The organism is Paraburkholderia sp. GAS41 (assembly GCF_050436545.1).
In the GTDB taxonomy this organism is placed as follows: domain Bacteria; phylum Pseudomonadota; class Gammaproteobacteria; order Burkholderiales; family Burkholderiaceae; genus Paraburkholderia.
On record NZ_JBNDMK010000039.1, the window covers coordinates 17168 to 40219 of the forward strand.

Consider the following 23052-nt stretch of genomic DNA (forward strand, 5'->3'; position numbering starts at 1 on the left):
AACATGAAAGGTATAGCTAACTATTTTATCGACCGGCCGATATTCGCTGGTGTTTTGTCGGTTCTATTCGTGATCGCCGGTGCCATTGCGCTCATGATGCTGCCTGTCAGCCAATATCCCGATATCGTGCCGCCGACCGTTGTCGTGCAGGCGAGCTACCCAGGGGCAAGTCCCGAGACGATCGTCCAGACGGTGGCCACACCGCTTGAGGAGCAGATCAACGGCGTCGAACACATGCTGTACACATCGTCGCAGGCGACGAGTGACGGACGGCTTGCGCTGACAGTCACTTTTGCACTCGGGACCAATCTCGATACCGCGCAGGTTCAAGTGCAGAACCGTGTTGCGCAGGTGTTGTCGCGCCTACCCGATGAGGTTCAGCGACTCGGCGTGACAACCCAGAAGAGTTCGCCGGAAGTCACGCTGGTGGTGCATCTGGTGTCGACGAACCATCGCTATGATGGCCTCTATCTCTCGAACTACGCACGCACACACATTCGAGACGAGTTGTCGCGTCTTGATGGCGTTGGTGACGTACAGATCTTTGGAGCGGGCGAGTACAGCATGCGCGTGTGGCTGGATCCACAACGCATGGCACAACGTGGACTGACAGCACCTGACGTTATAAAGGCGATTCGGGAACAGAACGTTGAGGTGGCAGCAGGCACGCTTGGCGCTCCCCCGATGCATACCGACGACGCATTTCAGCTGAATGTGAATACTCAGGGACGTCTCGTTACAGAAGACCAGTTCCGTCGAATTATCTTGCGCAGTAGCGGCGACACGGGTGTCGTACATCTTGGCGATGTCGCGCGCGTCGAACTCGGCGCGGACCTTTACGCGCAGCGTAGCCTGCTGAACGACGATCCGGCCGTCGGCATTGTTTTGTTCCAGCGTCCAGGTAGCAATGCGATCCAGACTTCCAACGAAGTCATGGCGACAATGAAACGCCTGAAGGCGAATTTTCCGGAGGGTCTGGACTTTCGAATCATTCGGGACGATACACAGTTCGAGCGCGCTTCAATCGAAGCAGTCGTTCACACGCTCTTCGACGCAATTGCGCTTGTGGTGCTGGTCGTGATTCTTTTCCTGCAGACGTGGCGTGCATCGCTCATTCCATTGATTGCGGTGCCTGTGTCGCTGGTCGGTACGTTTGCTGTTATGGATGCAGTCGGCTTTTCGCTCAATACGCTGTCGTTATTCGGGCTCGTGCTGGCGATCGGAATCGTCGTCGATGACGCGATCGTCGTGGTTGAAAACGTCGAGCGACACATCGAGCTGGGACAGAGTCCGAGGGAAGCGAGCCGACGCGCGATGCGGGAAGTAACGAGCCCGATCGTTGCGACGGCACTCGTGCTGTGTGCCGTGTTCATACCGGCTGCTTTTATCAGTGGACTCACCGGTGCGTTCTATCGCCAGTTCGCGCTGACGATCGCAATTTCGACAGTGATCTCCGCGTTCAACTCTCTGACGCTGAGCCCGGCGCTGGCCGCCATACTACTCAAGTCTCATGACGCGCCGAAAGATGCGTTAACAATATGGATTGACCGCTTGTTCGGCTGGTTATTCAGACCTTTCAACCGGCTGTTCGTGACCGGGGCGGGTCGTTACGTCGGGGGGGTGAGTCGGGTGCTGGGCCGTTCGTCGGTCGCCCTAGTGGTGTATGGCGGTCTGATTGTGCTCGCGGCGGTAGGCTTTATGCGCGTACCGACCGGATTCGTGCCGACGCTCGACAAGCAGCTCATTCTTGCATTTGTCCAGTTGCCAAGCGGTGCATCTCTCGATCGCACGGAAGGTGTCGTGCGCGAGATGACTGGCATCGCGGCCCGCCAACCTGGGGTATGGCGCTCCGCATCATTCCCTGGTTTGTCGATCAATGGCCTCACGAACAGCAGCGATTCAGGCGTGATCTTCTTTCTTCTCAAGCCGTTTGAGGAACGGAGGGATCCTTCGCTGTCGGCCGATGCGATCATTGCGGCGCTGAACAAGAAGTATGCGGCTATCCCTGGCGCCAGCATTGGCGTCGTGCCCGCACCGCCGGTGGACGGCATGGGGGAGACGGGTGGATTCCGCATGCAGATTGAAGATCGCGCTGGCTATGGACCGGTGGAAATGCAACGCGAGATTGATAAACTCATTGCGCTAGGCGCGAAGGAGCCAGCATTGAGCCCGCTCTATTCGAGCTTCGACGCACATGTACCGCAAGTCCGGGTGGACGTAGACCGCGAGAAGGCGAAGCTTGAGGGTCTTGACATGACCGACGTCGCCGACACGCTTCAGGCGTTTACCGGCACCTTCTATGTCAACGATTTCAACCGTTTTGGCCGCACCTATCAGGTGAATCTCTCCGCCGAGCCGGAATTCAGGCGAACGCTCGAAAACATCGGCCAACTGAAGGTCCGTAACGCGTCGGGCGTGATGGTACCACTGGGTTCGTTCGTGTCAGTGCAGCGTACTGTCGGGACCGAGCGGTCGATGCACTACAACGGCTATCCGACGGCGGAAATCAATGGTGGCGCCGCGCCGGGCTACAGCACCGGACAGGCACAGGATGCGATGGAGCGCATCGCGCGAGAGAATTTACCGAGAGGGATGACATTCGAGTGGACCGATCTAACTTACCAACAGATCCTTGCCGGCAATACGGCGGTGCTCGTATTTCCCTTGTCAGTGCTGCTGGTATTCCTCGTGCTCGCCTCCCTGTACGAGAGTGTTTCGCTCCCGCTGGCGGTTATCCTGATTGTCCCGATGGTGCTTCTGTCCGCGATTGGTGGCGTGTGGCTCACACACGGCGACAACGATATATTCACGCAGATCGGTTTGATCGTGTTGGTTGGCCTCGCGTGCAAGAATGCAATTCTTATCGTGGAATTTGCACGCGACGCACAAGGGCGAGGTATGGATCGCAAGCAGGCAGTGCTTGAAGCAGCGCGCCTGCGTCTGCGGCCCATCCTGATGACATCAGTGGCATTCATCATGGGTGTTGTTCCACTGGTGTTGGCTCACGGCGCGGGGGCGGAGATGCGACACGCAATCGGCGTGGCCGTATTCGCTGGGATGCTAGGCGTGACGGCGTTCGGATTGGTGTACACGCCGCTATTTTATGTCTTGGTACGCGGATTCGTGGAAAGGCGTGAGGCGCGTCGCGGCAAGGCTATCCAAAGCGCGTCGGTTCTCGGAGAGCATTAAAATGAATAGGCTGAATCCTTTCTCGGCTATTGCAGGAATTCTGCCAGCGCTGACACTAGCTGGGTGCATTTCCGTCGGGCCCGATTATCACGCCGCCGCACCGACGGTACCGAAGCTCCTAAACGTCGATTCCATGCGTGAGAACACCGGGAGCTTTCAGGCGCGATGGTGGAAGCAGTTTGATGATCCGACGCTCGATGCCCTGATACAGATGGCGGCACTCAATAACCTCGACTTGCGTATTGCACAGGCACGCCTTCGTGAATCGCGGGCGTTTGTAAGCGGCGCGGAGTCGGCGGAGATCCCAACCATAGCCGCAGGAACAAGCTTCGCGCGCACCTATGGTCAGTATCCTGGGATAACCACGGACCAGGTTAGCTACGACGAATATCGCGCAGGGTTCGATGCCAGTTGGGAACTTGATCTATTCGGAGGTATCCGGCGCGAAGTGGAGTCGTCGAAAGCGGAACGCGATGCACGGCAGGCGGCATTGCGCGGCGCCCAGGTTTCCGTCATTGGCGAAGTAGCCCGTAACTATTTCGTCATGCGAGGTTCACAGGCACGAATTGCCATTGTCCAGAACGACATCAGGACGCTCCAGGACACGCTGCGTCTTGTGCAGGCGCAGGTGCGTATTGGCACGGGCTCGGAGCAGGATGTCGCAAGCGCGGGCGCCCGGTTAAGTGCGGTGGAGGCGCAGTTGCCAAACCTCAGGATCGATGAGGAGACCGCACAGTTCCGGCTCGCGGTACTCCTTGGCAAGCGACCCGGCGAACTTGACGTCGACCTGTCGCCGCGCACTTCCGAGCCGATCGCCGTGAGCCTGCCCATGGGATCAATAGGCGATGTGCTTGCGCGTCGACCCGACGTGCAGGAAGCGGAGCGTCGGCTGGCGGCATCGACCGCACGTATCGGCGTTGCGGAGGCTGACTTCTATCCGCATGTTTCACTGGTCGGATTTCTCGGCTTTCTTTCGAGCCAAGGCACGGATTTCTTGACTGCGGGTTCGCAGGCATGGTCAATCATGCCGGGTATTACGTGGGATGGTTTGAATGTACAGCGCGTGCGCGCGAACCTTCATGCAGCGCAAGCGCGCTCGGACGCTGCGCAGGCCGCGTACGAGCAAAGCATTCTTCTCGCGATCGAGGACATTGACAGCGCGGTCACGTCCTACAACGAAACTCATGCGCGGGTCGGCAAACTAATCGATCAGTTTGCGCAGAGCCACCGTGCAGCTGATCTTGCGCGTATCCGCTATCGGGAAGGATCGACAGGTTTTCTGGAACTGCTCGATGCGGAGCGGGTAGAACTCGCTGCAGGGGATGATCTGGCGCAGGCCGAGTCAGATATTAACGTACGCGCTGTGGCACTCTACAAGTCACTCGGCGGAGGGTGGCAAGCCTGTGGAGATGATCGTTGCGATGCACTTGCGCTGACCCAAACCTCGTCAGAGCCCTCTACGGCGCGATGAACTGACTGTCATAACCTCAGTGGCGGTTTCAACGGTGAGAGCATTTCGGTACGTTGATCGCCTCGTTTTCAGGTGCCGGAGGCCGCTAGTTGAGACTTGCGGCCTCGACTTTTTTGGCATTTCAGGTTTTGCGCAAATCTCCGCGCGCCATCCATAGATCGTTCGGCGACCACCCCATCTAATCGCGATACGCCAGCGCATCGCCTCAGCATCACGCGCACTCCCTACCTGATATCCGGCGTGTACCGCGGCAACGTGTTCGTTGCATGCCCGCGATTCACGTCGCATCACCATCGGCCTGCCAATACCTCTGAACGAACGCGGGTAGCACCACGGAGCGTTTGATTTGCACAGTACCCTGGGAAAGTCCTAATCATGCAACTGGATTATGCGATACGCCGCGAGACGATCTGATAAGCCAGTAGTCAATTACACACCTAAAGTTGCTTCGTCGGTGGAAGTGGTTTAAGCGAAATACCAAAAACCAGAGGAAAGTGATTTCCTCGACTAGATGAAAGTGGGAGACATCGTCAAGTTGGGTGCATACCAGAGGCTGGTACAACTCGGGACCTTCGCGTCGGATATAAACGAGCGCGGTTCTGGTGCCGGTTGGAGCCGAACGATACCTCATCAGGCTTCGCCGCTCTCAAACGAAACGTTTGGAGCCTGACGTTGTGCCACGAAGCAACGCGGAATGGACAGATCTATTTTGATGGTGACGATTCAGAAAATCAGACTGGAGTTTTTCTAACGTATCGGAGGAAACGGTGTCGCTTAAAGATAAACGGATTGTAATTCTCGGCGGATCGTCGGGGCTCGGCTTCGCGACGGCGAAAGCGGCAGCAGATGAAGGTGCACTCGTGGTTATTGCGTCTAATAGTCGGGCTCAGATAGAACAGGCGCAGAAGAAACTCCCGTCAAGTGCGGAAGGGCACGTGATCAACCTGCTGGATGAGGACAGCATCAAGTCGTGCTTTGAACAGATAGGACCATACGATCATCTCGTGTATACGGCCGGAGATCCCTTGCGAGCGGTCACTCAAAAGGATATGAGCTTTGAGGAAGCGCAAAGGTTTTTCGGAGTTCGCTATTGGGGCGCCTTTCTGGCCATAAAGTACGGTACAGAAAAAATTCGGAAGGGTGGCTCGATTGTCCTTACCTCGGGGATGACGTCTCAACGCCCTCTAAAGAGTATGTCAGTCGTTTCGAGCGTCTGTGGGGCGGTTGAGGCGCTCGCGCGTGCACTTTCAGTCGAGCTTGCGCCGCTCCGGGTCAATGTGGTGTGCCCAGGAACGGTCAAGACTGAGCTTTGGGACACATTCTCCGAGGCAGCCCGTGAAGCGATATTTCAAAATGCGGAACAGAGTTTGCTCGTTAGGCATGTTGGTGAACCGCATGAAGTCGCTGAAGCCTACCTCTATCTGATGCGAGGCGGCTTCACGACGGGTCAGGTCGTGGTGGCCGATGGAGGCTTGGCGGTAGGCTGATAGATTGCGGCCACGTTTGTGTACCGAGTGGCTTCGCGGTGACTCGCCACTCGGCTCTCTCGAAACAGGGATTGCCAGTGAAAAGCGACCGCGAACCATAGTTACATGGTCTTTCAATCGGGCAGTAGTATATAGGAATCCGTATGAATAACGTTTGAAACAAATGTATTCGGTAATCTGTATGAAGCAAAGGAAAAGGTGGTGGTCTATTTGCACTTGATTCAAGGCCGCGAACGTCCATCGTTGACATCGCGTCAGACTGGGTGAACCAGTAAAGCGAAACTTTGGTTCTGCCACTTGACATAAATTTAGTTGTGCAAAGATGTTTAACAATTAACAAAGAGAGGTTGATTGACATGTTCTACGAACTACGAACCTATATCTGCACACCCGGTCGACTTCACGCAGTCGTGGAGCGATTCGAACATCCCGTACTGGGCATCTTTCATGAACTGGGAATCCAGACAATTGGATTCTGGTCCAGTGAAGCAGACGGCAAGTCGGAACTGATATATCTGTTGAAGTGGAGCAGCGAGGCCGAACGCGCAGAAAAGATGGAGGCATTCCAGAAAGACCCGCGCTGGCTGGACGCGAAGCTGAGTTCCGAGCGTGACGGCCCGATCGTCGAATCGTTCTCGGCGAAAACATTGAAGCCTACTACGTTTTCTGGCCTGCAATGACGGAACACCGAGCGCGTTGGTCCGAATCTCAGGTAATGAGAATTCGGATGTGAGAGACATTCACGGTTGAAATCAACACGCGACATGTGAGTTTTTGTTAGCACGGGTGAGACGATGAACTTCGCTTATGTGGTCGTTAGCGGGTCCATTGATCTTTGTCTTGTCTTCGCCGTCAGGCCGCTCGTCCGTACCGGGGGAGTAGCCAGCAAAAAACTCGGGTCTTGAGAAAAAATCGCGTAGTCACCTTCGCGTTCTGGTGCCGCTTGCGGATCCAGACGCTAACGATACTTAAATGGAGATACTCTATGAACAGGTTGTCGAACAAAGTGTGTCTGGTTACCGGTGGGGGAGGAGCGATCGGACGTGCGACCGCCAAGGTCTTTAAGGACGAGGGCGCAACGGTCATCATTTCGGATATCAACGAGCGTCTTTTAAACGAATCCGCTGAAGCAACCGGTTGTACGTCCGTGGTTCAGGATGTCACCAACGAAGGGCAATGGACGCAGGTCATCGATGAAATCGAAAGGAAGCATGGCCGCATCGATGTTCTTGTGAACAATGCGGGCATTCTGGGCTCCACGGAGAACGTGAACCCAGAGACCACGCAGGTAGACGAATTCCGTCGCATCCAGCAGGTCAACGTCGAGTCGGTGATGCTCGGGTGCCGTAGCGTAATTCCTGCAATGAAGCGCGCAGGTGGAGGGTCCATCGTCAACATCTCCTCGATCGCCGCAGTACTCGCGACGCCGTTTGAGGTCGCGTACGGCGTGAGCAAAGCTGCGGTTCGCCACCTGAGTTGGTCTGTGGCGGCACACGGCGCTCCGTTTGGAATTCGCTGTAACAGCATCATGCCGGGCCAGATTGAGACGGGTGACGGCGGCATGATGGATTCGATTTTAAAGGGTGCGGCGCGTCGTGGCGAGTTTTCGGACCCGGAAACAGCACGAGCCACGTTCACGGCGCTCATTCCGCTAGGTGTGCTTGGAACGCCCCACGACGTTGCAATGGGGGCGGTCTATCTGGCCTCCGACGAGAGCCGGTATGTCAGTTCTATCTCGCTGCAGATTAGTGGAGGCTGGTTGGTGCTGTAACAGGGTGGTTCTATCGTACTGAAAGCAAAAAGCCGGTCCGAGACGGCGGCTGTTCTGCGAAACGCGGGGCGAGCCGCCGACAACCGGAAAAGGTAGATCCGACCGCTCCGATCCAGCTAGTCGTGTTGTCACATTGGTGGCAAGCAGAGAGCGACGCGACGACAATCAAGGGCTGTAAGGAACCACACTGCCGCCGCGCAAGTCGGCCACCTGCACCATGTCCTATGGATGTGCGGCGGCTCATCTGGAAAGTTTCGCTGCGCTCCTGGTCTCGTCACTAGATTCTTCCAGTATTGCCGTTAAGACACCGATGGCATACGGAACCAGACACTTTGCGCCGCGGGGTTCGAAGCATGAAGAAATGTGACGGATCGAAGGTGTCCTATGCTGGCCAAGTCTTTAAATCCCCAAGACTAAAAAGCATGGCGCTAGAGGCGAGGCATGCGATGATGCCTCGCGATGCATTTGTTTTGTGATTTTACCCACCGCTTCACCCTTGATGATGACGTCGATGGGACGCAGGGGGCCGATTCCTGAGATTATGCAGGAGGCAGGTCCGAATAGCATCTCGTTGGTGCCGCGGCACCAACATCAAAAGGAGTGTGTGATGCCGACGCGGGTAACAACCTGGTTCTGCGTACTGGATGGGTTGAAGGATGTAATCTGCGCGTATTGGGCCGCTCCAGCTGCGTGCTGATAGGTTCCCATTGCGTAGACGGACGTGCGCTTTGAGAGACTGTACTGCGCAATCAGATTAGCCTGGTGGTACTTCGGCGAGGTGTCGGTTGCATGGTCGAGGCCGGTCGTGAATGTATATCCGCCTGCGATTGTCAGTGCGGACGTGAGGGAGTAGATGGCCGACACCTCGTAGTTCTGGAAGTGAAGGTCATTTCCACCAGGACCTGCGGCGAAATTGACGTTCGAATAGTCGGCCCCCAACTTGAGCGGGCCAAGCACGTAGGCGGCGCCGGCGGATAAAACGCCCTGGTAGCGTGCGTTTGCGAGCGCGTCGCCGTAGATCGTGTTGACGTAGCCTCCGCCGCTGCCGTATCCGGCGACCGCCGTGATCGGATCGTTGACGTGAAGGTAGCTGACGCCCGCACTGAACGCGCCATGCGAGTAACCCACAGCTGCACTGTAAGTCGAGTTATCGGAGAACTGGCCAGCCACACCCCCAAACGAGTAGTGTCCCTCAAATGTGAACCCTGCGAGATTTGGGCTCACGTACTTGACCGCGTTGTTAATAGAGAATCCGTTGTCGAGGTTGTCCATGTCGTTCGGGTGGGCGAAGTACCAGCCACCGTATTGACCGTTCAGCGTGAACGGTTCGAGGATGTCGATGGATGCGTCCCATTGCTTACCAAACGTTAGCTGGCCGTATTGATTTGACTTGATGCCAACATAAGCATTGCGGGAAAACGCCAGGCCACCGCCCGCGCCACCTGTCGCAGCGTTGAAGCCGCTTTCGAGCCGGAAGATTGCTTGATTGCCGCCGCCAAGGTCTTCCACGCCGAGAAGGCCCCAGCGGCTACCGAGGGGCACGCCGCTTTGCATCTGCGTGAGTTTGCCTCCGCTGCCGGGCACGATGTTCCCCTTCGAGCCGCTGACGACGTTGTTCGCGTAATCGACACCGAGGTCGACTACGCCGTAGAGCGTGACCGAACTCTGAGCATGAGCGCCGGTCATCGCGAGCGCGAGCGGCAGCGCCGCGAGAGTGGTTCTTTTCACTACTGTCTCCTTGTAATGAGGCCGCAGCAGCGGCCACGTCTTCTGCGTATCGAACTTCTTGTTTGTATGCACGCGGAGGGTCCTCGAACTGAGGTACCAACACGTTATCTGGTCAATCTCGAAGGCAGGAGTCGCGATTGAGATCCTTACGGGCGTGCCAAAGTGGATATCGGGCGATCTGGATCCGTTTCGGCGAGGCAAGGTCTCACCGGTTTCGAAATGTGAAGACAAGAGCGGCTAGCGCGATAATTGCGCCTTGGACCATGGCTTGACCCGCGGCGCCGAGTCCAAAACCGATTAACAAGCTAAAAAGGTAAGTAAGCATGAAAGCACCGACGGCCGGCCCGAGCATGCGTCCCTTACCGTTACCGAAACTCACCCCGCCGAGAATGACTGCCGCCAGCGAGTTGAGCACCAGATCCTGACCGATGTTCGTGTTACCTACGGACACCGACCCAACGAGCAAGAGACCGGCCAGCGCAGCAGTGAGTCCAGAGAAGATATGGGTAATCGATATGACGCGAAGGCTTGGTATGCCGGACACGACCGCAGCGGTCGGATTTGATCCGACCGCGTCGAGATAGCGACCGAAGACGCACATGCGCACGCTAAGCGCGAATGGGATAAGCACTGCGACCCACACAATCGCCGCGATCGGAAATGACCCAATGCGACCCGAACCCACGATCCGTAAAAGGTCGGGTGTTTCGCCGGGCTGATGATATTGGCTCGCTGCAATAACGGCGCCTGTTAGTACGATTGCCATCGCGAGGGTCACAATTACTGCGGACGCCCGGAGGCGAGTGATGATCAGACCGTTGACGGCTCCGATGAGTGCTCCCGCGAGCAGCGCCAAGACTACCAGCGCAGGGACCGGCAGGGGGATAGCTCCGCTTGTGACTATCCAGATGACGACTACGACGATGCCACTAATAGAAAGGTCGATGGAACGGCTCCGGACCACCAGAGACTGTCCAATTGTGACGACACCCAGGATTGCACCCTGCTTCAGGATTGCAAGCAGCAGCAGCGGAGAGAGCAGGGCAGGGCGCGTTACCCAAGCAACGAGCAGAAGTATTCCGAGTCCGTACCAGGATGGTGGTTGATCGGCGAGAAAACCATAGAGCCTGTGAGCGGCGCGTTGGGGATGAGGCGGTTGCGTGACTGTGATTGTTGGCATGGTATTAAAACCCTATGATCGTGCGACGCTGGAAGCTGATAGCAATAAGCAAAAGCACCCCAGTGGCGGCAGACTGCAGGAATGCGTCGATCCCAACCAGGTTCATTCCATTTCGCATCAGGCCCAAGGTGAGCACGCCGCAAAATGCTCCGACAGCACTGCCGATCCCACCCGAGAATTGGACTCCGCCAAGCGCGACTGCTGTAATCGTTGCGAGCGCGAACTGTGCTCCAATGACGGGGTCGCCAGAGCCAATTCGACCCGTGAGCACGATGCCGGCGCACGCGGCGAGCAGACCACAGGCGGCATACGCTGCAACGATGATCTGGCGATCCGTTACGCCGTTAAGCGACGCATTGCGTGGATGTGCGCCGACTGCATAGAGGCGTAGACCAAAGCGCGTTCGGGCGAGGAGCCACCCTACGGCCAGCAGGCAGCCTAGCAGCAGCAACATGCTGACTGGTAGGCCGGCGACGGTCGAGTTTATGAAGGTCGGTAAAGAGGGAGGAGCAAGCCCTCCGGCTGTAGGGAGCCAGTACAGCGCCAGTCCCTGGACAAAAGTCATGGCGCTGAGTGTAGCGATAATCGGGTGCATACGGGCGACAGAGACCGCAAGTCCGTTGGCGATGCCCACGACGCAACCTAATAAGAGAGCCAGTGTGATACCCGCGGTTGACCCGTCAGAAGCGGAGATGACGCAGGTAGTCAGGCTGATGACGGAACCAACGGACAAGTCGATTCCGCCGACCAGGGCGACGAGCAACTGTCCCAATGTTGCGATTGCAAGCGGAGCGATCTGGGCCGAGAGGTTAGAAAGGTTGCCACGATTCAAGAAATCGGTGGCGGCAAAGGAAAGCCCAACAATAAGCGCGATTGGCATCGACACAACGTAGGGTTTAAGGCCGGAGCGGGAGTTGGGACTGAACGGGTTCATTGCGTCTTCTCCGGTGATTGCCGTTTTGACACACCAAGCGCGTACGACATGACAGTCTCTTCTGAAGCCTGTGCGCTATCAATTTCTGCGACGATGGTTCCTTCCCGCACGACGAGAATGCGGTCACACAACCCGATGAGTTCTGTCAGTTCGCTGGAGCTGACAAGCACCGCTCCGCCATCGTCGGCAAATTTGCGTAGAAGCCGATAGATATCTGCTTTGGCGCCTACGTCTACGCCTCGGGTCGGCTCCTCGACAAGCAGGATGTCAATGTCGGAGATGAGCGCTCGTGCGAGTAGAGCCTTTTGCTGATTCCCGCCGGAAAGGGTTATGACGGGCTGCTTTGGATGCTTTACCCTGAGGCCGATCCGCGCAATGACGTCTTCCACTAGCGAGGACTGGCCCGAAGCGTGTTCGTGTAGTGCACTGTCCCGATAGGTGCCAATAGCGACGTTTTCCGTAACGGAGAGATCCAGGTACAGGCCTTCCGCTTTGCGGTCGCCGGGTACGAAGGCTATTCCGTGGGCGAGGCGCTGCGACACACCGGCATTGGCGTCGACCAGACGGGCTTTGCCCGTGCTGTCGAATTTCTCTATCGTGGCATTCGGAGTTAGTCTGAGCCCTGCCACGGCTCGGATGATGTCTCGCTGCCCTTGTCCCTCCAGTCCGGCGAGTCCGACAATCTCTCGTCGGTTCAGATTCAAATGCACTTTGCCGCTTCCTGTATCGGAATTCAGTTGCTCACATCGCAATGCCCTTGGTCCCTGTCCCGATGATTTGTGTGGAAAGAGGTCTTCGATCGGGCGACCGACCATCAGCGTGACGAGTGTGTGTTCATCCAGCTCGCTGCAAGGCGTGGTAAGAACGTGCTGCCCATCCTTCAGTACAGTCACGGTATCGCATAACCGAAAAATCTCATCGAGACGGTGGCTAATGTAGAAGATGGACTTGCCTTTTGATTGCAGATCTTTGATAAGCAACTCGAACTTTTTAACTTCGGGACCATTCAGCGCCGCCGTGGGCTCGTCAAAGATGAACACGGAGGCATCCGTTGTGATGCCCTTGGCGATTTCCACCACTTGCTGCTCGCTAACGGAGAGGCTACCTGCGAGTGTCCCGGGTTCAATATTTACACCGAGGGACGTCAAAGTTTGACTCGCACGTTCATTCATCTGCTTCCTGTCGATCCATCCACGCCCTCCAGGCTCGCGTCCAATAAACATGTTTTCAGCGACAGTCAGATTCGGCAGCAGAGTGAATTCCTGGAATACCGTGGAGATGCCATGCTCTCGGGCACTACGTGGATTGCGCAGTGCTATGGTTTCGCCTCGCATACGCAACTCACCGGCATCCGGTCGATATACCCCAGCGAGAATCTTCATGAAGGTCGACTTGCCTGCCCCGTTTTCACCGGTCACGGCATGGACAGAACCTGCGTGACCAGCGATCGAGACACCGGAAACCGCGCGCGTATTTCCAAAACTCATGGAAATTCCGATGCCTTCGATAAGGGGCGCCCCTGCCTTCCGACACGAGGTTTTCTCAGACTGATGCAGCATGTTTAACTCCATTCGTCGGAAACAAAATGCACATGGCGAGGGACGCCATCGGGTCGACGACTACTTGTTCTGATAGAGGTGCTTAAGCGTCGCGTCTGGAAGCAATGAACCTACCCAGTACGAGTCGTTCAGATCAGGACGGTAATACTTGGTCAGGTTTTCCCGGGTGATGACTTCTCCTCCGTCGCTCCAGTAGCTTCGGTACATCTGATCACCCTCAAGGAGCAACAGTGCCGCGCGAAGTGCGACCGGTCCCAGGGACGGTGGGTAGATATATGCTACGAACGGCCCCCCTGACTTCTGTGCAGCTCTGAGAAACCCATTGTTTCCCTCACCGGTCACAGGAACAGGAGGTTTGCCGACTTCCTGGAAGACTTCAAGACAACCGCGTGACATCTCGCCTCCAGAGGCCCAGATGCCGTCGACTGGCTTTCCCGAAAGAAGTAGGCTTTCACACGCCTGTTTGCCCTTGGCATAGTTCCAGTCGGCATAGACTTCAGCAGAAACCGGCAATTTGGTTACTTTCAACGACTCAGCAAGTCCGGCGTAACGATCCGTGTCTTCTGTGTTGCCGGCGATGCCACGAAACGCCCAAATGCTGCCTTTTCCGCCCAACTGCTTTGCCAGCCAGTCGGCCATGATCTTCCCTTCTGGAGCCCCACCGGATAACACCGCTACTGCGACCTGGTCTGAACTGGCTGTGGCCGTGAACGTAACGACTGGAATACCCTTCGCGGCCGCCTTGGCAATCTGTGCGTTAATGGCTGTCGAGGAGACCGGAGACACCACGATGGCGTCGACCCCCTTCGTTATTTGATCTTCGAGATCAGCAGCCTGTCTGGCGGCATTCGAATCGCTCGATATCACCGTTAGCTTCCCGATTTCGGGATGCAACGTTGCTTCATGACGCACCTCTTCGGTTTCCTGGATTAACCACGTCGTAAAAAGACCAGGCATGGCCAAGACAATGTTGTAGGGAGGCTTCTTCTTGAATGCACCAGGCTTGGTCAGTTGTGTGGAGGTCGGCTTGTATTGTGGATCCTTCAGATCACCGACCTGCGCTGACGCTCGCTGCGCAGCCGTAGTTGAAAAAATTAGTATAACTAATGAAAATATACTGATTTTGAGCGTATTCACCGTCTTGTCTCCGTGTTTAAAATTTAACCGTCAGTCATTGCCGCGTTGTGGACCACTCGCCGAGGACCAAAGCTGACTCCGTTCATACCTACCCTGTCTGACAAACTCGAGTTGTATTACGTTCTAATGCGGGGGGAGCATGGCGTGGTCTCATCGACTCAAGGAAAGAACACGCACTTCGGTTCTAGATCATTCAGACAACGCATACCGGCTGCTCCTGTGCTTTCGCCGACTGCTCATGTGAAGCAAGTGTAAGGATGTGTTCGATTTCAGACTTATCGAATCGTCTTGCAGCGTATCGGATCGTCCAGCTCCGTCATGAGGAATTTCCCGGAGTTCCATGTGTATGCTTTTGTCCAGCGGCGCTTCTGATAACGCACTTTCCCTCGTCGAAACCGGTGGCGGCTTGGCATATGTCAAGACCTGTTTATAGGAGAGACCGGTACATCGAGGACCGTGTCTGCACACGAACCATCAACGTTTAGGATTTCTGGGATGGGCGCTCGCGTATGGGGTGCGGAGTGCTTCTTCAAACGGAGAAGGACGGCCTGGATCAGGTCATTGTGCTTACCCGTCAGGATTGGACCGTAACCGTGACCCCATTCGACGCGAGCTCTGCGATGGTGAGTCCAGCCGTTCTCTGTCAGTGCCGAGCGAACGTTCGTACTCTTGCAAGTATGAAGGCGTCACGTCCTAGTGTGGTTCAGACCACGCTATAGAGTGGATGCGCAAAATTAGTAGGATAACGAATGATATAAGTTTGTGAACGTAGTGGCTTTACCAAGTTCGTTTGGTGGAAGCCAGGAGACCCGGCAGCAGCGCATAGGAGTGCCGGGAGATGGCATGAAACGCAGAGGAATTGAGGGACTAAATACGAAGCTGGATTCACGGATACACGACGGGACGTTCCGATAAGAAAGAACCCTGAGATGCCTCTACTATCCATCTACAGGATTGCCTCGCGTGAACTTACTGAAGCAATCGAACGAAACTATTCGTCCTTCGTTGACCGGATATTTGAACCAGTAGAAAGCGTCGAGCCCAATTTCTCCAGGATAGGTGACTTCAGGATACGGCCGTTAAATTTTGAGGACAGTCCTGTGAAACTAAACGTATCGCGACACTTGCAAAAGGCAGTCGCGTCGTGGTGCAGAGTAAAAGATGATTTAAGGGCCTCTCAATTTTTGTTGCAAGGAGACATCGATGAAGCGAATGCGTCCCCCTCTCATTGCTGTCCAATTGGACGGCACAGAACTTCGCGCCGATTATTGCGAGCAGACTGGACGTCTGCGAATTCTTCAGGGAGAGACTGTAATTCGGAAGTGGCTTCCACCCAATTCGTGGATTGCCATCGCATCGGTGGTTGGGGCCCGAAACTGGGGGACGCGACCTGACTGCAACGAACTACAGACCGTTTTGGAAAGCCAGGTATCTTTGTTGCAGATCGGCTAGGCGCGTCCTGGCGCGCGTGGGCCCGCGGTTTCATTGGAGTGTTGAAAAGACGCTGCGTGGTCTGATAGCCCAGTTGCGCGTTTTAGGCCAGAACGTCTCGGGATTTCAGGGGTTGGCGAATTGTGAGAGAGCGCAGTTCGGTGTACCTGTAATTCGCGAATGCGTGCAGCTTACATCCAGTTTATCGAGAAGTTCTCCATCGTATTATCTTTACGGGCGTTTCGCGATCGACACATCGCTTCGGAAGTGCATTCAACTCACTTGTATCGATCGCCGTCGACATCGTTAAACGGGCACGCTCGTCATAGCGTAAGTGACGTCCTTCACTCAACCAAAAGTGCTGCGCTTGACGCTGCCAATTAGCACGTCATGGTCTTTTATTTCGATGCTCGGAGCAACTCCGGGAGTGGTGCGTTCAGAAAGCGTTAGCTATGCTGACGCTATGAGAAACTCATCGCCGGACGCTCAGCCTCCGGGGGATAAACGCTCCACACACCATCCTTGTGAAGGAAAAAGTAAATTGTCAACGGGCCCGCAGGCCGTTGTGTCTCAACGCACACATACCGGTACCGATTTGGACGTACGTAGCCGAACCGGATCACCCGGGTCGGTGTTGTCGGATCCGAGCCAAGCCATCTCGCGACCAGCACACGCAAAGGGCTGTTCATCGTGCTCATTGCTTTCTCCTTCAACATCGCATCGGATTGAAGCGTAAATCAAATTTAAGATAAGGATGCCGAATTGACGTGGCGATGAAACCGATTACTTGTGAATGTTGTGAATCGATTCAGCTGGTCACCCGCGTCGGCGTGCTCGAGTGAGAATATGTAAATTTCCGGCGCCAATTGTCTTATGTTTATTAAAAGAACCGTGCGAATCATGAGAATCACTGTAGGCGTAGATTTGATCTTCGGCTTAACGGATCGTCTCGTCGTTTATCACGGAATCCAGTTGCGTTGATAGGCATTACCCTGGGACTGCTGTGGGTCATTTGCATGGGACGCATAGTCACCGCGGTAAGCACGCGCGCCGCGTGAGGAAACGTAAAAGCTCGATTTGAATACCATTGCACCTCGATCTGTACGATGACAAAAGCAGGTATCGGATACTGATTTGTCGGGACACGACGAACCCGGCTGACTCTCGGCCTGAGTTGGCGTTGGGGACAATGGTCGAGCGGCACGGCCACCTCCCTCTACTACGCGCGCGAGCGCAGTGAGCATGGGAAAGCAGGGAACATCAATGCTGCGCTTGAGCAAGCGGACGGTGGATGATTGCGATCGTCGATACAGGCAGCGCGTCGCCAGCCGAAAGTTCTGCACGTCGGCCAGCTCGGCTTAACATTGTGTTCGATGAAAGGAGGAGGGTAAATTTCGATACGCGTTGATATCAATATCGTTAGCAGGCGCTGTAAACTGCGATTATCGGTCGACGCGGTGGGCGCGCCGACCTATCCGCGCGGCCCGATGTTTTTCTTTCAACGGGCTTTTATACGGGCGGTCGTAATTGACCGCCCGTTTTTTATCGCGCAGATCAAAGATGACCCTGTCCCTTGTTCGGCGCGGGAACTTGTTGATTGCGCGCTATGGGCGGTGGGTTCGCGGCCAATGTGGTGTCAAAGATAAACCAGGGCATGTCGTGAAGTTCTGACGAAGGTACTAGCGACCAATAGCCCGTTATGCCGATCCGCGTGACACCCTCCTCGAGAATGCTCGAGCAAATCTAAAAGTGTTTTCGTGAAAGAGACCGTTCCGCGCCCATCGGAACGGTCTGATGATTGCCGCTTTGCGGCTCTTCTGGCGCGCTTACGGCAAGAGAACCGTCGAACCGGTGGTGCGGCGGCTTTCGAGTTCGATGTGCGCTTTCGCAACTTCAGATAACTGATAGCGCTGATTGATGCTCGTCTTGATCTTGCCTGACACCAAAGCGTCAAACAGTTCCGTCGACATTGCTTCGTAGTCGCTGCGCTTGGCGATGTGGGTAAATAAGGTCGGACGGGTGAAGAAGAGCGAGCCACGCCCAACCAGTTCGGAGGAATCGATCAGCGGCAGCGGACCCGATGCGTTGCCGAAGCTAACGAACAGACCGAACGGTGCCAGACAGTCGAGCGAGCCCGCAAACGTATCTTTGCCGATTGAATCGTAGACAACCGGCACGCCTGCGCCGTTGGTAATCTCGCGCACGCGTTTGGTGAAGTTCTCGCGCGTATAGACAATGGCATGATCACAGCCATGTGCCTTGGCGATTTCCGCCTTCTCGTCTGAACCCACTGTGCCGATCACGGTAGCGCCCAAAGCCTTCGCCCATTGAGACACCAGGAGGCCAACGCCACCTGCAGCCGCTTGGATCAGGATCGTGTCGCCGGCCTTCACCGGATAAGTGCGTCGCAACAGATATTGCGCGGTGAGCCCTTGCAGCATCACTGAAGCGGCCTGCTCGTAGCTCAGTGCGTCCGGCAGCTTGACGACCTGAGCCGCTGGTAGTACCCGTTCCTGAGCGTAGGCGCCCGGCGGGCGACCCACATAGGCGACGCGGTCGCCCGGCTTCAGTTCGGTCACGCCGGCGCCGACCTCCGTGACCTCGCCAGCTGCTTCCATGCCAAGACCGCCCGGAAGCGGCAACGGATACGAACCGGTGCGGAAATACACGTCGATGTAATTGAGGCCGACTGCATGCTGCCTGATGCGGATCTCGCCGTTACCCGGCTCGCCGACCTCGACGTCGACCCACTTCATCACCTCGGGGCCGCCTGTTTTATCGAAACGAACTGCTTTGACCATGGTGTTTCCTATATCGACCAGATTTAGACGGTGTCACGTTCAACGCCCCAGCGGGGCCGGCAAGAGACTTAGACACGAAACGGCTGCCAGCGACCTCGTCAAACCGCAGACGGGATCGACATCGTTTTGTTTATTCTCTCGCCAATTGTGACTGACATAGGGGCATGTCAGTAATGCCAAAATGGCATGAATAAGCATTACCGACAGGGTTCGTTGGCTGGGCACGACTGGACAATTCGTCTGTCTTGCTGGACCTAGGATTGCAGGGGCGCACAGGTGGATTCGGCATGAGCGTGATATATCAAAGTCCACGGGACGCGAGCGCAAACTCAGTCGTAGTGGGAGTGGATTGCCACTTCGTTGTTGGTGGCGTCACGGGGGAAGGCAGTTTGTACGAGCGGTCTTGCAGACTCCACGCCGCTCGAGGGCGACGCTTTCGCCGTGCGGCTGGCTTCAGGAAAGACCGCGATCTGGCCCGCGCGAATCGCCAGGCGGGCTGCTTCTGTCACCGTCGGCGCCGGCTGAGCCTTCGGGTGGTCGAAGAAATAACCCTGCGCGTAACCAATCCCTAAATCGCGTACGACGATCAGGTCTGCTTCGTTTTCTATTCCCTCGGCAACCAGTTGAGCGCCACTTGCGTGTGCGAAGTGCTGCATGGCACGAACAGCGTGGAACTTCAAAGGATCTTTCGCGATGTTTTGAATAAAGAATCGGTCGATTTTCACGACGTCCGGTTGCAATAGTACCCACAGATTCATATTGGCGTTGGCAGTCCCGTAGTCGTCGAGTGCGAATTGCGCACCAGCGGTTCGTAAAGTTGCAAGCACCATCAAAAACCTGTCGACGTCGGGAATTGTGCTTTGTTCTGTCAGCTCGATCACGACCCGCTCAGGGCTGATGCCAGACTGGTGCAGCAACGTGAGTACGTCGTCGCTGGTCTCAGCGAATTGAAGTAGCGCATCCGCGCTAAAGTTGAGGAAGAGCTTGCCCCTGCACGCTAGCCTCTCAAACGTTTCAACGCAGCTGCGCGCCGCTGCCTGCTCGAGTTCGATCACGCAAGCTTCAGCGTGTGCCTGGGCGAAGAGGTTGAATGGGCTCTCAAGCGGTGAACCCGCTGGTCCTCTAATCAACCCTTCGTAACCAAGAATTGTCCCGTCGTTGAAATCCACGATCGGTTGGAAGACAGCATACAACTGACCCCGATTGATAAGATCCACGATGCTGACCGCGTCGAATAGAGGAGCCGGGCGAAGTGACATGGTGGTTATCAGAAGCAGAAGGGTGTGGGTTGGCCGGAAGTGCTGTGATGCTTGTGCGATCTATCGAATCCTCAACAGGTAAGCTATGCTTCTGGCTCTCCGCAAATCGTACTGGGAATGCCGTCAAAATTTCGCGCTGTTTCCATCCTGGGCGTTCACGTGAAGGATTAGAACTACCTCAATGGCATATCAAAAATGACGCCACTGCATGGCATTCGAGAACGCGTAGGTCTTTGCCCTTCGTTGGATCATATAATCAGCCGGGCTCGCCTCTGGGTCGATCGTGCACGGGAGATGAGATGATCGACTCGGTGTATGATTAGATTTCCTTATAAAAACCAGAACTGAATTCGCGTTATGAGTGAGAGACGAGCACAAGTCGATCACGGAACGGTTGCACCGGTCGGGAGTTCGCCCATCGACTCGACTGGAAGCGGCGGGTCAGGGCTTTCTGATAAAAAAGACGACAGTTTGCGTCGTTCTGTGTACCGCAAAAGTCCTATCCGTTGCGAGACCGGAACGTATGACTATGTGTATTTTTGATAGTTTGCATTGCTAATTAAAGTGAGGGGCTTTCATGCTCATGTTAAACGTTATTAAGTTCCGTGAAACGTATTTCGCAAAGAGCAATTGCGACTAAGACAATAGAAGAGCGTGGAGCACCGGGGCCTCTTGAGCAGCGTGAACGCTGAGTTGGATTTCCAGATACGCGACGGGACGCTCCGATAAGCCTAGATTCCTACGTTCACCTAGAATCAACGCACAGTACTTTCTGACGATAGCTGCTGGCCGGTGTCGAGCGATACCATCCCAGAAATTTGATCGGATCAGTATTGAAACTGCTGACATTTCAGCTTGGCGTAAAGCTGTCAAAAAAGCCGATGGATAGAGAACCGAACTTGACGCTTGTATGCGGTGGCACTCAGGAAGGAATGGAAGTAGCAGAAATACGAGGTGAGCGGGCCCCTGTTGCATTGGTGCAGTCGCTACGCGCATCCGAAACGGAAAGGGGGCGACAACTTCAGATTGGTCGCCCATATCGGAAGCTTTAATAGGAGTATAAAGTAATGAAATGTCGCGAAAAAACCGGCTTGACGGTTGAAAACGCAAATACCGACCAGATCGGTCCGAATACAGATCCGGAAGGATTGGAAGATTCGAGTAGTGACGCTGTAGCGCAATCGCCCAGGTCGACACAAAATTGGGCATGGCTCTCCGACGGTAGTCGGTATGACTGGATGGATTCACACACCCCGTCATTTGACCAAGAAATCTGGAACGATACTTTTTTCGATTAGGAATCGGCCAGTTATAAGGCAGTACAGCCCCGCGGGGCCGAGGCGACTCTGCCGCTGGGAGGCAGTACGCCTGAGGATTGCTGTCGGAACAGTGAAGTATGGAGGCAGCCGCAGGAAGCAATCATGCCAGAACGGATGAGGAACATCTCACGCAATCCGGCACGCTTGGCGGCAGAGGCGTGGCCGCTGGCGCTAATGCATGCGCCAGACCTGATTGCGTGGATGTGCTCTGTGACGCTAGTCCCGATTAGCGATGTATTTGCCTATCTGCTCGATATGGGCTTCCATTGCACGACGAGCTGCCGCAGCGTCCCTTCGAATAATGCTGGTCACAATCGCGCGATGCGCCGCAACTGTGACCTCAAATCGCTCGGGTGTAACTGCGAAGTACTTGACCTGACTCCAGGACGGTGACTGCCTGACCTGATGCAGCGCCTTGAACGTCAGAGCTATGAAACTGCTATGAGTTGCTTTCGCAATCGCCATGTGCAGGTTCGCATCCCAAAAATCGACCGACTTGACATCTTTAGCGTTCTCGCACTCGAGCATGCATTTCTCAATTGCCGCAAGATCGGCCGCTGTTGCGTGAAGCGCTGCGTGTTCTGCTACACCAGGTTCAAGTAGAAGGCGAGCCAGGTTCAAGTCGGCCGGGCTGATGTCGGAAAGATCCTCTTGCTCGAAGCGGGGCGGCAAACTGCCGGCAACAAAGGTTCCCCGTCCTACACTGCGGACGATCATACCTTCGCGCTCAATATTGGCCAGCGCCTTTCGAACACCGCTTCGCGGGATTCTATACTCAACAGCGAGTTCTCGCTCAGTAGGTAAGCGCCCCTCCGGAAGAAAGGCACCGTCCGCGATGCGCTGCGACAACGCGGCTGCGACAGCTTCAAAGTCTTCCATATCGGACCTTCACCATAGTTGTCATTCCTTTCGCGTTTTGTTCAATTATAAGGCACATGGCCCGCTGCAAACCAATTTTTCAATCGGTTTGCGGAAAGGTTCACTAGCGTTAATGGAGCCTAGCATGCGTCAGAAGAGCCAGGTATTAGTCACGTGCCTGAATCGCACACGTAGATGCCAAAAAATAGACTGTCCGATAACGGGGCGCCGATGGGTTCATCAAGCATGTGAAATATTCGGGACTTCCAGTGGAGTTGAGACAGTGAACTGGATTACCAGATACGGGACTGGACAATCCGATAAGCATGCGATTGGGCACAGTCCTAGAATTGGTTCCCAGGATTAACGGTGTCAGGTTGTTTAAAAGCAGGTTCAGACAAACTGGGACAGTTTCCTCCTCGAAAAGTTAAAGCCAGGAGACAGCGTCATGCTCATCGCACACGAGAGTCCAGAGCAATGTCAGTCGTCAGTCGGAATATAAGCAGGCACGGCCGGTCGAAGACCGGCGCGATGTGCCGCAGCCGCCCGAAAGACCATTCACACGGCGTTGCGGCGCGATTGTCAGTGTATGACGAAATCGAAGAAAGACCGAGCTGTCAGCGTGTGATCAATACTGCGTCCCGAAGCCGGCAGACAATTTCGGGCGACGCGCCCGCCACTACGTTTCCGACGCCGTTGCAGAGGCTGGTCTTTGCGACTTCGCCGGAACGATGAGGACGCATTTGGCAGAAAAGCGGTGCGCCCAACGCAGCGCGTGACTTCTATTCACAAAACCCATTCTGGAAGGACATATGAATCTCAAATATGACGATGTAGGGACAGGTACGCCGGTCGTTTTCGTGCACGGACTGGGTGGTACCGGTAACGTTTTCGGATCCCAGGTTGCGGCGCTCTCGCCCAGCTTTCG

At 55.5% G+C, this 23052-nt stretch carries 12 protein-coding genes and 1 pseudogene; 5 read left to right on the forward strand and 8 right to left on the reverse strand.

Features of this window, described 5'->3' with window-relative positions; translation table 11 throughout:
- Positions 1-3: 3 nt before the first annotated feature.
- The 5 genes from P3T43_RS33100 (at position 4) to P3T43_RS33120 (ending at position 7918) form a co-directional block, all read left to right on the forward strand.
- Complete coding sequence (locus tag P3T43_RS33100) at positions 4-3189, forward strand: efflux RND transporter permease subunit (protein WP_429285214.1); 3186 nt, start codon at positions 4-6, stop codon at positions 3187-3189.
- A 1-nt stretch (position 3190) separates the two neighbouring features.
- The gene (locus P3T43_RS33105; protein ID WP_429285215.1) at positions 3191-4660 is read left to right on the forward strand and encodes an efflux transporter outer membrane subunit; all 1470 of its coding nucleotides are present in this window, start codon (positions 3191-3193) and stop codon (positions 4658-4660) included.
- 767 nt (positions 4661-5427) lie between these two features.
- Complete coding sequence (locus P3T43_RS33110) at positions 5428-6147, forward strand: SDR family oxidoreductase (RefSeq protein ID WP_429285216.1); 720 nt, start codon at positions 5428-5430, stop codon at positions 6145-6147.
- A gap of 356 nt (positions 6148-6503) precedes the next feature.
- On the forward strand, positions 6504-6827 hold the full coding sequence (locus tag P3T43_RS33115; RefSeq protein WP_429285217.1) for an NIPSNAP family protein: 324 nt from the start codon (positions 6504-6506) through the stop codon (positions 6825-6827).
- Positions 6828-7132: 305 nt separating this feature from the next.
- The gene (locus P3T43_RS33120; protein ID WP_429285218.1) at positions 7133-7918 is read left to right on the forward strand and encodes an SDR family NAD(P)-dependent oxidoreductase; all 786 of its coding nucleotides are present in this window, start codon (positions 7133-7135) and stop codon (positions 7916-7918) included.
- A gap of 591 nt (positions 7919-8509) precedes the next feature.
- Here the strand turns inward: P3T43_RS33120 and P3T43_RS33125 are convergent.
- From P3T43_RS33125 to P3T43_RS33160, 8 genes and pseudogenes are all read right to left on the reverse strand, one after another.
- Positions 8510-9604 (reverse strand): porin, encoded by a 1095-nt coding sequence (locus P3T43_RS33125; protein WP_429285225.1) that lies wholly within the window; start codon positions 9602-9604, stop codon positions 8510-8512.
- Between the two features lie 247 nt (positions 9605-9851).
- A complete protein-coding gene (locus P3T43_RS33130) occupies positions 9852-10826 on the reverse strand; it encodes an ABC transporter permease (protein WP_429285219.1) in 975 nt (324 codons plus the stop codon).
- Positions 10827-10830: 4 nt separating this feature from the next.
- The gene (locus P3T43_RS33135; RefSeq protein ID WP_429285220.1) at positions 10831-11760 is read right to left on the reverse strand and encodes an ABC transporter permease; all 930 of its coding nucleotides are present in this window, start codon (positions 11758-11760) and stop codon (positions 10831-10833) included.
- Complete coding sequence (locus P3T43_RS33140) at positions 11757-13319, reverse strand: sugar ABC transporter ATP-binding protein (RefSeq protein WP_429285221.1); 1563 nt, start codon at positions 13317-13319, stop codon at positions 11757-11759. Before P3T43_RS33140 ends, P3T43_RS33135 begins: the two co-directional genes overlap by 4 nt.
- A 60-nt stretch (positions 13320-13379) precedes the next feature.
- On the reverse strand, positions 13380-14456 hold the full coding sequence (locus tag P3T43_RS33145; protein WP_429285222.1) for an ABC transporter substrate-binding protein: 1077 nt from the start codon (positions 14454-14456) through the stop codon (positions 13380-13382).
- A 3257-nt stretch (positions 14457-17713) separates the two neighbouring features.
- Positions 17714-18688 (reverse strand): quinone oxidoreductase family protein, encoded by a 975-nt coding sequence (locus P3T43_RS33150; protein ID WP_429285223.1) that lies wholly within the window; start codon positions 18686-18688, stop codon positions 17714-17716.
- A gap of 353 nt (positions 18689-19041) precedes the next feature.
- A pseudogene (locus tag P3T43_RS33155) lies at positions 19042-19947 on the reverse strand (EAL domain-containing protein); the annotation flags it as partial.
- 1535 nt (positions 19948-21482) lie between these two features.
- Complete coding sequence (locus P3T43_RS33160) at positions 21483-22145, reverse strand: FadR/GntR family transcriptional regulator (protein ID WP_429285224.1); 663 nt, start codon at positions 22143-22145, stop codon at positions 21483-21485.
- Positions 22146-23052 lie beyond the last annotated feature (907 nt).